Below are 12,468 nucleotides of genomic sequence, written 5' to 3' on the forward strand. Positions count from 1 at the left end.
CCCGAAACTGGAATTGCTTGTTCCGCCTCTATGAGCCTCTTCTGCGGGATGAAGTCCTCAAGACCCAAATCCAACGCGCACGGAATCTCCTAGTTTCCCCTCGGTCCGACCGGCCCTGGAGGACCTGCTGGACCGGGCGGCCCGGCAGGTCCGGGAAGGCCGCAGTTCTCTATCACCACGTCTCTGGTATCCGGCCCGGACGTGATCTTCACGATACAGGTAGAGGGAAATTCTGCACCAACCCACCTGAAACCGCCCGTCGATGTGCTCTCAACCTGCACCGTTTTGGTCGGACTAATCTTGATCTCCACCTTGGGGTCGCGCGGTCGCCTGACCCGTCCGGCGATAACCAGCTCGCCTCGCGATATAGAGGCGGTCGTGATCAATATCTCTGCCTGGGCATTTCCGCTTAACATGACCAGACAAGCGGTTGCAGCAACTGCCACTGTGCCGATAAGCTTTGCGCGCATAGCAAGTCTCCCCTGCAATTTGTAATACGGGACTTGATCGCCAGCACTCAATGTTAGCTGTGCAACCGCATGGAAGGGTTTGCGGCGTGTGTGCTTTGCTACAAAAGTTTGTGACAAATTACGCGATCCGGCGGCACAAAGCGCATACCCGTCGAAGTTTGGCGAGCGGAATGCCGAACTGGCATGAGTGCCGCGAGGCAGGGCAGCGGCGCTGGGGGAGCGGATGCGCACTGGTATTCCGCCGAGACGCTGGTAGCGTCGGTTAAGCAGCAGGCACTCCTATCGCGGATGCAAGATGCGCGCTCCGATCATGACGCGGCCGACCGCGGAACCTGATTCAACTCCCGCTCAGGGCGGCTCGCTGGTCGATCCCCGCCAGGGCGATATCGAGGATGACGCCTCCAGCCCCGGACAGAGATCGCTGCTGGCGATCGCCGGCAGTCTGCTGGTTGAAATCAGTCTGCCGAAACTCCTGTTCGCCTGGACCGTCTCGCTGCTGTTGCCGGCGGTGCTGCTCGGTCTCGCGCCGCTGATCGCGACGGCCTGGTTCTCCTCCGTGTCCGAACATGCTCTGGAACTGACCGGGATCGGCGCGGCGCTGCTGCTGGTCGCGGTCGTCGCGCTCGGATGGTTCGGTTGGCGGCCGCTGTTTCGGGCCGCTGAGACAAATTTCTGGTCGCTCAATGCGCTCGCCGTCCAGCCCGGCTACGCGTTTGGCCGCGAGGCGCTACGGCACCTGGCGGAGCTGGTGTTCGGCAGGAACGCCGACGCGGCAGGGCGGGCACGGCTGCGCGCGGCGAGCTCTGCCGGCGCCGGCATTGTGCTCTGCCTGTGTGCGGCGGCAATCGCGATTCTCGTTTGGCCGTTCTCGCGGTGGATCGGTTCGGTGCCGGACCTTGTGCTTCTGCACCGGCTGATCGTTCCGACATTGGCCAATGCCGTCATACTGGTGTCGGGTTATCTCGCGTTTGCGTCGCTGGTCTGGGGCTTTGCGGATGCCAGCATGGATCAGCCGCTCGATCTTCCCGGATTCGACGACGCGCCGTCCGGTTGCCGGACCTGGCGTGTCGCGCATCTGTCGGACCTTCACGTGATCGGCGAGCGGTATGGCTTTCGCATCGAGAGCGGACGTGGCGGCCCGCGCGGTAACCAACGCCTTGCGCGGCTGATGGTCCGTCTTGCGGCGATCCACGCCGCCGACCCGCTCGACCTCATCCTTGTGACCGGCGACATGACCGACGCCGGCCGCGCGACGGAATGGGCCGAATTCCTCGACGTGGTGGCGCTGCATCGTGACCTCGCGGCTCTCATGGTCATGTTGCCCGGCAATCACGATGTGAACATCGTCGACCGCGCCAATCCGGCCCGGCTCGATTTGCCGTTCAGCCCCGGCAAGCGGCTGCGGCAGATGCGGACGTTGTCGGCAATCGCAGCGGTGCAGGGTGAACGCGTGCATGTCGTCGACGACGCGGGAAAGCCGGCTGCCACCCTCAACGTGGCGCTGGCGTCGCATCGAAAGCGGATCGCCGCCTTCGCCGAACGCGGCGGCCTCCGCCGCGCTGCCGGGCTGGTCGGGCTGTTCGACGACCTGTTTCCGATGCTGTTGCCACCCGATCGGGAAGACGGATTAGGCGTCCTGATCCTGAACTCCAACGCCGATACGCATTTTTCTTTCACCAATGCGCTCGGATTGGTTTCCGTAGAACAGATGCGCCGGCTCGCGGCGGTGCTGGGTCGTTTTCCCCGTGCGCAATGGATCGTCGCGTTGCATCATCATCTGATCGAATATCCGATGCCGGTTGCGAATTTTTCCGAACGTATTGGAACCGCGCTTGTCAATGGCAGCTGGTTTGTTCGCAAACTCAAGCCTTTCGCGAAGCGGGCCGTGGTCATGCACGGCCATCGTCATATCGACTGGATTGGCGCCTGCGGTGCGCTGAAGATCATCTCTGCTCCGTCGCCTGTCATGGGTGGGCCTGACGCAAAACCGACGCATTTTCTGATCCATACGCTGGCCGCTGGTGCAAGCGGGCAGCTCTGTCTGCTCCCGCCACAGCGCGTCGAGATTGCCGGCGAGACCGGCGGTTAGCTTTTGTCGACCCTTAATTGTTTCGATCCGCCGAGCAGATCGGCTACCCAGCGGCTTGAGGGATGCTGGGCACAGAAGGTGAGGATCGCCAGTGCGATCGGCACGCCGATAAAGGTTCCGAACAGGCCCCATTGAAAGGTCCAGAAAAAGATCGCGAACAACACCACCAAAGGCGATATCGAAAGCATGCTGCCGGCAACGCGTGGCTCAATATAACTGCCGACCACGAACTGGATGATGTTGAGGCACGCGAAGAGGGCAAGAACGGCTTGCCAGCTCTCAAATTGCGTCATCGCCAGCAAAGTGGGAAACAGCGTTGCGATGAAGGGCCCGATAAAGGGAATGTAGTTGAGGGCGAAGGCGATCACGCCCCACTCCAGCGCGAACGGCAATCCGGTGATCCAGGCGAACAGACCGACGAGCAGGCCGGTGATGGCGCTCATCTGCGTCCGAACCAGGAGGAATTTCCGGAATTTGGCCGCGGTCGCGCTACTTCCGTCCAGCAGCACGCGCGCAACATCGGGCTTGCCGAACGTTTCGACCCGCCGTCTTGCGTCCTCTACTTCCAGAAGTCCCAGTACGACATAGACAAGTGCGATCACCCAGAAGCTGAGTGTGGTGTTGACACGGCCGGTGACGAGCTGCGTTGCGCGCATCAGCCACGCGACGTTGAAATGCTCGGCCCACAAGCCAGCGACCGAGACGCCATGGCCGTCGAGCCACGTCACCATGGCGCCGTAAAGCACCTGATAGCGCACCGTATCGGCCATCAGGGATCGTCCGACCCGCCCAAAGCCCCAGGCCGCGAGCGAGGCGAAAGCGAGACAGACCACGATCGTGACGACGATGGTGAGCGCCAATGCCAGCAGTTTTGGTATTTTCGCCTGCAGCCGGCTCTGCAGCGGCCAGACGATCGCGATGATGAAAAGCGCCAGCGCCAAAGGCGCGAACACCGCGCTCGCCTGCCTGAAAGCGGCCGCCAGCAGCACCACTGCGATGATTCCGACCGCGAACTTCATGCGACGCCTGCTAGGCTTATTACCGGCGGGCAACTAGTAGCGAATTTCAGAGAAGGCATCCAATCCCAATTATCCAAGGGGGTGGCATGCACCGGGTGGGGTGAAACGAGGCCTTGAATCCGGATCGGGAAGGCTAGATCCGGGCGAGGATGATATGGGCCTGGATCTTGGCCGATATCTCGCCGCTGCCGTGCCTGATAGTGATGACCGACGCCGCATGGTCGGTCGCCGCCTCGAGCCGATCCGGCCCCCGCGCTTCGATCTCGTTGCGCAGCGGGGTTCCCTGGCAATAGGCCAGCGCGACATGCTGGGCAGAGGGGGCGCGGCTTTGCGCTTCCCTTGTCTCGATCGTCACGTCGGTGAAGCCGGCTTTCGCCAGATCGCTGCGGATCAGTGCAGTGTCGTGATAGCCGTGGGGCGTACGGGCCATGAAGCGGGGAGGGTCGTTTGGAAAGAACGTCGCAAGCGCGTCGGTGACATCGCTTGCGAAGACGTTCTCTTCGATGCGATCCCAGGCGTTGAACAGGAAACTTCCGCCTGGCCTCAGAACCCGGCGGGCTTCGCGGTAGCCGGACGGGCGATCGGGAAGAAACATGACGCCGAACTGGCAGCAGACGAGATCGAACGCGGCGTCCTCGAACGGCAATGCCTGTGCATCCGCCTTTTGCCAGATGATGCGGCTGTCCGCGCCCTGTCTTGATTTCGCATAATCCAGCATGGGCTGATTGAGGTCGGTGACGACGTATCTGGCATCGGGCGACAGCATTGGCGCCAGTGCGCGCGTGACCACGCCGCTGCCGGCCGCGGTTTCCAGCACGGACTTCGGCGCCAATGCGGCGACGCGTTCTGACATGTCCCGCGCGTAGCTCGCGAAGATCAACGGAACCATGTGGCGATCATAGTTTTCCGGAATCGAGCCTGCGAACACTTTGTCGATTTCCGACATCGCGCGCCTCCTGCGTTGCATCTGGTAGTTTTGCTTGGCAGTCTTGTTTCGCGGTCCTATAGATTTTGGCAGCTCTAACGAAAAAAGAAAACATTCTGGGAGGCGGAATTGCGCGCCAATTGCTCCGGCAGGTTGAAATTTGCTTCCCCGCTTCTCTTGTGCATTGCGCTATGCGCCGCAAGTCCCGCCGCCGCGCAGAAAAAAGGCGGCACGCTCCGGCTCTATCACAACGACAATCCGCCCTCGACGTCACTCCTGGAAGAGGCGACCATCGCCTCGGTGCTGCCGTTTGCGGCGGTGTTCAACAATCTGGTCGTGTTCGACCCGGCCAAGCCGCATGAGAGCATGGAGACCGTGATCCCTGATCTGGCCGAAAGCTGGTCCTGGGACGCGACCAACACCAAGCTGACCTTCAAGCTGCGGCAGGGCGTGAAGTGGCACGACGGCCAACCCTTCACGGCGAAAGACGTGCAATGCACCTGGCGAATGCTGATCGGCAAGACTGAAACGCAGGATTTCAGGCGCAACCCGCGCAAGGTCTGGTACACCAAGCTGCAGGACGTCAGCATCAATGGCGACCATGAGGCGACGTTCGAACTGAGCGAGCCGCAGCCGAGCCTGCCGGTGCTGCTGGCGAGCGCGTTTTCAGCCGTTTATCCCTGTCACGTGCCGCAGGCTGTGATGCGGAGCAAGCCGATCGGCACCGGACCGTTCAAGTTTGTCGAATTCAAACGCGGCGAGTCCATGCACGTCGTGCGCAATCCGGATTACTTCAAGAAGGACCGTCCCTATCTCGACGAGATCACGGTGCGCACGATCGACAACCGCGCCACGCGGATGCTGGCATTCTCGACCGGCGACTACGACATCACCTTTCCCTCCGATGTCAGCGTTCCCCTGCTGAAGGACATCAAGGCGCGGGCACCGAACGCGATCTGCGAGATGACCGGCACCGGCACCCAGATCAATCTGCTGGTCAATCGCGTCAACCCGCCGTTCGATAATCCCGACATTCGCAAGGCGATGTCGCTGGCGCTCGACCGCAAGGCCTTCAACACGATCCTGATGGAAGGCAACGCGCGGCTGGGCGGGGCGATGCTGGCCAAGCCCGAGGGGGAATGGGGCATGTCTCCGGAAATGGTGTCGTCGCTGATGGGCTATGGCCCTGACATCGCCAGGAACGTCGCGGAAGCGCAGGCGATCATGCAGAAGCTCGGCTACAGCGACGCCAAACCGCTGCCGATCAAGATTCAGACCCGGAACCTGCCGACCTACCGCGACCCCGCGGTGATCCTGGCCGACCAGCTCAAGAAGATTTACATCGTCGGCGAACTCGACATCCTCGATACGCCGCGATGGTATGCGCGGCTGGCGAAAAAGGACTTTACGATCGGACTGAACGTCACCGGCGTCAGCGTCGACGATCCCGACGGCAACATCGTCGAGAACTATTCCTGCAAGTCCGAGCGCAACTATACCCAGTACTGCAATGCCGAGGTCGACAAGCTGCTGGCGGCGCAGTCGCGCGAACTCGACAAGGAAAAGCGCAGGAAGATCGTCTGGGATATCGAGCGCATCCTGGTCGACGACGCCGCGCGCCCGATCATCCTGCACTCATCGGCCGGCAATTGCTGGCAGCCCCATGTGAAGAACTTCAAGCCGCACGACAACAGCCAGTACAACAATCTGCGGTTTGAGGATGTGTGGCTGGACAAGTGACGGCGATATAGCTGTCATTCCCCGATGCGCAATTGCGCACCTGAGGTCTGGTGCTTGCGCACCATCCCGGAATGACGGAGCCCTTCTACGACTGACTCTGCCACTGCCCCTGCCGGCCGCCGGCCTGTTCGACCTTGACCGCAACCGTCAGCGTCTCGTTGCCGCCGCCATAGCGGGTGCCGCGGACGGGGGCCGCGCCGAGATAGTCGAGGCCGATGGCGATGCGCGCGTGGGCGTCCGTCGTGCAGATGCCATTGGCCGCATCGAAACCGACCCAGCCCAAATCAGGCACGAAGGCTTCCGCCCAGGCGTGGCCGGCCTGCTGGTTGACGGTGCCGTCGGAGCGCAGGAAATGCCCGGAGACGAACCTCGCCGGCACGCCGCCCGAGCGCGCGCAGGCGATGAAGATATGCGCGTAGTCCTGGCACACGCCGCGCTTCAGCGCGAAGGCCTCCGCCGCCGAGGTGCCGCTGTTGGTTGGGTCTTCGTCGAACGTCATGTGCTCGTTGATCTGCACCATCAGCGCATGCAGGAAGCCGAGCACGTCGTCACCGGATTCCGAACGCATCTCGCGGGCAAAGGTCGCCATCGCCGGATTGACTTCGGTGAGCGCGGTGGAGCGCAGGAACAGGCTCGGCGGAAAACGCTCGTCGGTGCCGCGCAGCACGCCGCCGGTGTCGTGGGTCTCGATCAGGCCCTCGACATTGATGGTGAGGTCGGCGAGCGGCCCGTGAGTCAGTACATGCGTGACATTGCCGAACGCGTCCTGGTGCATGTCGAGCCGGGAATCGGTGGAGACGTCGATCTGCCACTCGGCGACGTACTGCCCGTCATGGCTGCCGGGCGTCATCCGCAGGATCTGGATCACGCCCGAGGCCGGGGGCTCGTAGCGATAGCTGGTGGTATGGGCAATTCGCAGGCGCATGGTGGTACCGAAAACGTAGCTGGAGTTTTGTGCTCGTCATGGCCGGGCTTGACCCGGCCATCCATCTTCTCAGGAGGACCATCAATTCCTGATGGATGCCCGGGTCAAGCCCGGGCACGACGAACAATGTATCAAATCAGATACTGCTTCGTGATGATCTCACCCAGCCTTGCGTTATCAGCAATGAATTCCTGGATGAATTCATGGACGCCATGCTGGAAGATATCGTCCATATGGCTGTGTTCAAGCCGGTTGCGGACGCCGCGGGCGTGGCGCTGGGAGGCGCCCTGGCGGCCATAGGCGACGCCGATCTGGTCGAGGTTCCGCACCAGATTGCTGTAGCAGCTCGCCAGCGAGCGCGGCAGCGTGTCGTTGAGGATCAGCAAATCAGCGATCAGCCAAGGTTTCAGCGTCTCGCGGTAGACCCAGTGATAGGCCGTCAGCGCCGACACCGAGCGCAGGATCGAGGTCCACTGGTAATAATCCAGTGGGCCGCCGACATGTTCCTCCTCGGGCAGCAGCACGTGATATTTCACGTCGAGAATGCGGGCGGTGTTGTCGGCGCGCTCCAGATGCAATCCCAGCCGCGAGAACCAGTAGGCATCGTTGCGCAGCATGGTCCGGTAGGCGGAGCCGTCAAAGCGAAGCGAGGTCTCCTGCACGAAGCGCAAAAATCTCGCCAGCTCTTCCCGGCTCGACGTGCCTTTACCCCAGACCTCCTGCAACTCGATCCAGGCCGAGTTGATGGTGTCCCACATCTCTGAGGTCAACGCGGTGCGTACCGAGCGGGAATTGAGCCGCGCTGCCTCGATGCAATTCTTGATCGAGGAGGGGTTGGACGGCGAGAACGCCAGGTACTCGACCACGTTCTGTTCGTTGGCTTCCTCATAGGCCTCGTAGAAGCTGGCGCTGACGCCGGCGGTCAACAACGCGGAATCCCACTCATTGGTCTTGCCGATATAAGCGGCGGGAAGGGCGGTGACGCGCAAGGTCGCGTCGATGGTGCGCGCGAGATACTCCGCACGCTCGACGTAGCGGGCCAGCCAGTACAGGTTTTCGGCGGTGCGCGACAGCATCTCTATTCGTCCAGAATCCAGGTGTCCTTGGTGCCGCCGCCCTGGCTCGAATTGACCACCAGGGAGCCTTCCTTCAGCGCCACACGGGTCAGCCCGCCCGGCACGATGGTGACGTGGTCGCGCCCGGTCAGCACGAACGGCCGGAGGTCGACATGGCGCGGCGCGAGGCCCGACGCGGTGCAGGTCGGGCAGGTCGACAGCGCCAGCGTCGGCTGGGCGATAAAACCCTCCGGCTCACGCTTGAGCTTGTCGCGGAACGCCTCGATCGTCGCCTTGGTGGCGGCGGGGCCGATCAGCATGCCGTAGCCGCCGGAGCCGTGCACTTCCTTGACCACGAGATCCCCGAGATTGTCGAGCACGTAGGCGAGGTCCTTTGGCTCGCGGCAGCGCCAGGTCGGGACGTTCTTCAGGATCGGCTCTTCGCCGAGATAGAATTTCACGATGTCCGGCATATAGGAATAGACCGCCTTGTCATCGGCGATGCCGGTGCCGACCGCGTTGGCCAGCGTGACGTTGCCGGCCGCATAGGCCGACATCAGCCCGGGCACGCCGAGCGCGGAATCCGGGCGGAAGGTCAGGGGATCCAGGAAGTCGTCGTCGACGCGGCGGTAGATCACGTCGACGCGTTTGAGGCCCTCGGTGGTGCGCATGAACACTTCGTCGTTCTTGACGATGAGGTCGCGGCCCTCGACCAGCTCGATGCCGAGCTTGTCGGCCAGGAACGAGTGTTCGTAATAGGCTGAATTGTAGACGCCGGGCGTCATCAGCGCGACCACAGGCTCGGCGGACGCGGAGAGCGGCGCCACCGAGCGCAGCGCCGACAGCAGTTCGTCGGGGTATTTTTCCACCGGTGCGACGCGGTGTCGGGCGAACAGGTCCGGAAACAGCCGCATCATGATTTCGCGGTTTTCCAGCATGTAGGACACGCCGGATGGGGTACGCGCATTGTCCTCCAGCACGATGAAATTGTCGGCGTCGACCCGGACGATATCGATCCCGGCGATATGGACGTAGACGTCGTGGGGGACGTCCTGGCCGTTCATCTCGGGGCGGAAGACCGGGTTCTGGAAGATCAGATCGTCGGGGATGACGTTGGCGCGCAGGATGTCGCGGCCGTGATAGATGTCGCGCAGGAACATATTGAGGGCGCGGACCCGCTGCTTCAGGCCCTTTTCCAGCAGCGTCCATTCCTTGGACGACATGATCCGGGGGATCACGTCGAAGGGGATCAGCCGTTCCTGGGCTTCGGCGTCGCCATAAACGGCGAAGGTGATGCCGATCCGGCGGAACAACAGCTCCGCTTCCTGGCGGCGATATTCAAGGGCGTCCGGAGGCGTCTCCTTCAACCAGCGGGAGAGTTCCTGGTAGGCGGGCCGGAGGTCCCCGCCGGGGCCATTCATTTCATCAAACGCGACTGCCATAAATCCTGACTATCTTTCGAAGCCATGCGACACAGTGCATGACTTCACGGGATGGTAGCAAGGGCCGGGCCAGCGCGATATGCATGGGCTGGGGCATTTGGTATGGGTTGTTTCCCCGTGCTGCCTGAAAAACCGGCTGCCGGGTGCTTATTTCGGCAGCAAAGCCCCGTGACTTCAAGGCGTTGGATGCGCATGGTCTGGGGACAGGGTGAGGAAGAGGAAATGAGTGAGATCGTCACAGCGGGTATTCTGGTCATTGGTGACGAGATCCTGTCCGGCCGGACCAAGGACAAGAACATCGGCTTTATTGCCGAGTACCTGACCAATATCGGGATCGACCTCAAGGAAGTCCGCGTCGTTGCCGACGAGGAGGCCGACATCATCGCCGCCCTTGATGCACTGCGAAAGCGCTACGATTACGTCTTTACCACCGGTGGCATCGGGCCGACCCATGACGACATCACCGCCGACAGCGTCGCCAAGGCGTTCGGCGTCGGCATCGATCATCACCCCGAGGTGGTGGCCCGATTCCGCGAGCGCTGGACCGAACAGGATCTGAACGAAGCGCGCTTGCGCATGGCCCGCGTCCCCGACGGCGCCGAACTGATCCAGAGCGCGACCATCCTGGCGCCCGGGTTCAAGCTCGGCAACGTCATCGTGATGGCCGGTATTCCCACGATCATGCAGGCGATGATGGACATCGTCGCGCCGAAGCTGAAATCGGGCGTGCGGATGCTGTCGGATTCGGTCCGGGCGAATGCGCGGGAAGGCGACATCGGCGGCCCCTTGCGGGCGATCGCCAATGCGCACCCCGACACCATCATCGGCAGCTATCCGTTCCAGGACGAGGACAAGAAGCCGAACACCAATCTTGTGGTCCGCTCGCGCGATCCCGACAAGCTCGCCGCCGCAATGGCTGCGGTGAAGGAGATGCTGGCGGGTTTGAACACGCCGCGATAGCACCGATGATTTCGACCAGGCCAATCCGCGCCGACGATCTCGAACTGGTGTGCCTGCACCGTGAACAGATGTTCCGCGAAACCGATGCGCCGGGCAGGACCGAAGCGATTTTGGCGAGTCAGACCGCGCATTTTCGACCCTGGCTGGCCAAGCACCTCGGTGACGGATCGTATTTCGGCTATATCGTCGAGGAGCACGGCAAGCCGATCGCCGGAATCGGGCTGATGACCATCGAGTGGCCGCCGGGCCCCTCCCATCCGACGCAGGACAGGCGCGGCTACGTGCTCAACGTGTTTGTCGAGCCATCGCATCGCAAACGGGGAATTGCCAAAGCGCTGATGGACCGGGCGGACCACGAGTTCGCCAGGCGAGGCGTGGCTTTCGCGATACTGCACGCCACCAAGATGGGTCGGCCGCTGTACGCGCAACTGGGCTGGTCGGCGACCAGCGAGATGGCAAAGTCGCTATAGTTGAGGAGATCAAACGTGACGGATCATTCTGGAGCGAGGTCATGACGACCCCTGAAAAAATCACGCCGCCGCCGGACAAGTTCTTTCCGGTGTCGTGGGACCAGTTTCACCGGGATTGCCGGGCGCTGACCTGGCGGCTCAACGAGGTCGGGCCGTTCCATGCCGTCATCGCCATCACCCGCGGTGGTCTCGTGCCGGCGGCAATCGTCGCGCGCGAACTCGGTGTGCGCGTGATCGATACCGTATGCATTGCGAGCTACGACCACGACAAGCAGGGCGATCTGAAGGTGTTGAAGGGCATTTCGTCCGATACCGCCGCACTCGGCGGCGGGACCGGCAAGGGCTTGCTCATCGTTGACGACCTCGTCGATACCGGCAAGACCGGCCGCTTGGTGCGCGACATGATGCCCGACGCGCATTTCGCCACCGTCTACGCCAAGCCGAAGGGCCGGCCGCTGGTCGATACTTTCATTACCGAAGTGTCGCAGGACACCTGGATCTTCTTTCCCTGGGATACCGCGCTGTCGTTCCAGCCGCCGATCCGCGACGGCGCGGCGTAGGTCTTGCCGTCATTCCGGGATGGTCCGAAGGACCAGACCCGGAATCTCGAGATTCCGGGTTCGATGCTTCGCATCGCCCCGGAATGACGATTGGACTTCCATGCCGCTGCAAAACCGCGTCACGCCCTCGGGCGACATCGTCGCCGATCCGCACCGCGGCCTGTTCACCGGCAACCGCGGCATCATCCATGATCCCGCAACGAAGACGCTGCTGAAAAAGCGCTGGGCCAGCCCGGCATGGATCACCTGCGTCTGCGAGTTCAGGGGATGGCGGCGCAAGGTGATGGGCACGCGGAGCTGGACCGAACTGTTCTTCCTCGATGAAGCGACCGCGTTCGCGGCCGGCCATCGTCCCTGTTTCTTCTGCCGCCGCGACGACGCCAACCGTTTTCGTGCGGCGTGGGAACAGGGTAATGGTGTCGCCAATGTCCTCGCGCGCGATATCGATGCCGTGCTGCATCGGGAGCGGCTGGATAAGAGTCGGAAGCGGCTGCATCCGCTGCCGCTGCCGGTGGAGAAGCTGCCCGATGGCGCGATGGTGCAGGCGCGAGCGGAAAGTTTTTTGATCGTGGCGGGAAGGGCGCTGCAATGGTCGATGGCGGGATATCGCGAGGTCAGTGATGCGATCGGGGACGCGATGCTGCTGACGCCGCCATCGACGTTGCGTGCGATCAGTGCCGGGTATCGGCCGGTGTTGCATCCGAGTGCACGAAACGTTCCCTCCCCCCTTGCGGGGGAGGGCCAGGGAGAGGGGTAAGCCGCAACGGCAGTGCGTGTGGCTTACCCCTCTCTCCAACTCTCCCCCGCAAGGGG

Annotated in this window: 11 protein-coding genes; 6 read left to right on the forward strand and 5 right to left on the reverse strand. The window is 62.5% G+C overall.

Annotation, left to right across the window (positions count from 1 at the left end; translation table 11 throughout):
* Window positions 1-765: 765 nt before the first annotated feature.
* Window positions 766-2,559 (forward strand): metallophosphoesterase, encoded by a 1,794-nt coding sequence (locus JQ575_RS23285; RefSeq protein WP_249166840.1) that lies wholly within the window; start codon window positions 766-768, stop codon window positions 2,557-2,559.
* On the opposite strand, the gene JQ575_RS23290 is transcribed toward JQ575_RS23285, so the two are convergent.
* Together JQ575_RS23290 and JQ575_RS23295 are read right to left on the reverse strand one after the other, a co-directional pair.
* Window positions 2,556-3,578, reverse strand: coding sequence for an AI-2E family transporter (locus JQ575_RS23290; protein ID WP_212035484.1), 1,023 nt, complete (start codon window positions 3,576-3,578; stop codon window positions 2,556-2,558). The genes JQ575_RS23285 and JQ575_RS23290 overlap by 4 nt on opposite strands.
* A 133-nt stretch (window positions 3,579-3,711) precedes the next feature.
* On the reverse strand, window positions 3,712-4,524 hold the full coding sequence (locus tag JQ575_RS23295) for a class I SAM-dependent methyltransferase (RefSeq protein WP_212035485.1): 813 nt from the start codon (window positions 4,522-4,524) through the stop codon (window positions 3,712-3,714).
* Window positions 4,525-4,632: 108 nt separating this feature from the next.
* On the opposite strand from JQ575_RS23295, the gene JQ575_RS23300 reads away from it, so the two are divergent.
* Window positions 4,633-6,243, forward strand: a complete 1,611-nt coding sequence (locus JQ575_RS23300) for an ABC transporter substrate-binding protein (RefSeq protein ID WP_249166841.1) — start codon at window positions 4,633-4,635, stop codon at window positions 6,241-6,243.
* A gap of 85 nt (window positions 6,244-6,328) precedes the next feature.
* Here JQ575_RS23300 and JQ575_RS23305 read toward each other — a convergent pair whose 3' ends face one another.
* From JQ575_RS23305 to JQ575_RS23315, 3 genes are all read right to left on the reverse strand, one after another.
* Window positions 6,329-7,168, reverse strand: coding sequence for a transglutaminase family protein (locus JQ575_RS23305; RefSeq protein ID WP_192734060.1), 840 nt, complete (start codon window positions 7,166-7,168; stop codon window positions 6,329-6,331).
* Between the two features lie 131 nt (window positions 7,169-7,299).
* Complete coding sequence (locus JQ575_RS23310; RefSeq protein WP_212035486.1) at window positions 7,300-8,244, reverse strand: alpha-E domain-containing protein; 945 nt, start codon at window positions 8,242-8,244, stop codon at window positions 7,300-7,302.
* 2 nt (window positions 8,245-8,246) lie between these two features.
* Window positions 8,247-9,665 (reverse strand): circularly permuted type 2 ATP-grasp protein, encoded by a 1,419-nt coding sequence (locus JQ575_RS23315; protein WP_212035487.1) that lies wholly within the window; start codon window positions 9,663-9,665, stop codon window positions 8,247-8,249.
* Window positions 9,666-9,887: 222 nt separating this feature from the next.
* On the opposite strand from JQ575_RS23315, the gene JQ575_RS23320 reads away from it, so the two are divergent.
* The 4 genes from JQ575_RS23320 (at window position 9,888) to JQ575_RS23335 (ending at window position 12,412) form a co-directional block, all read left to right on the forward strand.
* Window positions 9,888-10,625 carry a molybdopterin-binding protein gene (locus tag JQ575_RS23320; protein WP_212035488.1) on the forward strand — a complete coding sequence of 246 codons (738 nt, stop codon included), beginning with the start codon at window positions 9,888-9,890 and terminating at the stop codon, window positions 10,623-10,625.
* Between the two features lie 5 nt (window positions 10,626-10,630).
* Complete coding sequence (locus tag JQ575_RS23325; RefSeq protein ID WP_212035489.1) at window positions 10,631-11,095, forward strand: GNAT family N-acetyltransferase; 465 nt, start codon at window positions 10,631-10,633, stop codon at window positions 11,093-11,095.
* 41 nt (window positions 11,096-11,136) lie between these two features.
* Complete coding sequence (gpt, locus tag JQ575_RS23330; RefSeq protein ID WP_212035490.1) at window positions 11,137-11,655, forward strand: xanthine phosphoribosyltransferase; 519 nt, start codon at window positions 11,137-11,139, stop codon at window positions 11,653-11,655.
* Between the two features lie 100 nt (window positions 11,656-11,755).
* Window positions 11,756-12,412, forward strand: coding sequence for a hypothetical protein (locus tag JQ575_RS23335; RefSeq protein WP_212035491.1), 657 nt, complete (start codon window positions 11,756-11,758; stop codon window positions 12,410-12,412).
* Window positions 12,413-12,468: the final 56 nt, after the last annotated feature.

Origin of the sequence: Bradyrhizobium sp. JYMT SZCCT0428 (assembly GCF_018131075.1) — a bacterium.
Lineage (GTDB): Bacteria > Pseudomonadota > Alphaproteobacteria > Rhizobiales > Xanthobacteraceae > Bradyrhizobium.

Excerpts from the sequence above, each read along its gene's own strand:
- JQ575_RS23315 (WP_212035487.1), bottom strand. The coding sequence starts at position 9,665 with ATGGCAGTCGCGTTTGATGAAATGAATGGCCCCGGCGGGGACCTCCGG.
- JQ575_RS23295 (WP_212035485.1), bottom strand. The coding sequence starts at position 4,524 with ATGTCGGAAATCGACAAAGTGTTCGCAGGCTCGATTCCGGAAAACTAT.
- JQ575_RS23320 (WP_212035488.1), top strand. The coding sequence starts at position 9,888 with ATGAGTGAGATCGTCACAGCGGGTATTCTGGTCATTGGTGACGAGATC.
- JQ575_RS23310 (WP_212035486.1), bottom strand. The coding sequence starts at position 8,244 with ATGCTGTCGCGCACCGCCGAAAACCTGTACTGGCTGGCCCGCTACGTC.
- JQ575_RS23335 (WP_212035491.1), top strand. The coding sequence starts at position 11,756 with ATGCCGCTGCAAAACCGCGTCACGCCCTCGGGCGACATCGTCGCCGAT.
- JQ575_RS23325 (WP_212035489.1), top strand. The coding sequence starts at position 10,631 with ATGATTTCGACCAGGCCAATCCGCGCCGACGATCTCGAACTGGTGTGC.
- JQ575_RS23290 (WP_212035484.1), bottom strand. The coding sequence starts at position 3,578 with ATGAAGTTCGCGGTCGGAATCATCGCAGTGGTGCTGCTGGCGGCCGCT.
- JQ575_RS23285 (WP_249166840.1), top strand. The coding sequence starts at position 766 with ATGCGCGCTCCGATCATGACGCGGCCGACCGCGGAACCTGATTCAACT.
- JQ575_RS23305 (WP_192734060.1), bottom strand. The coding sequence starts at position 7,168 with ATGCGCCTGCGAATTGCCCATACCACCAGCTATCGCTACGAGCCCCCG.
- gpt (WP_212035490.1), top strand. The coding sequence starts at position 11,137 with ATGACGACCCCTGAAAAAATCACGCCGCCGCCGGACAAGTTCTTTCCG.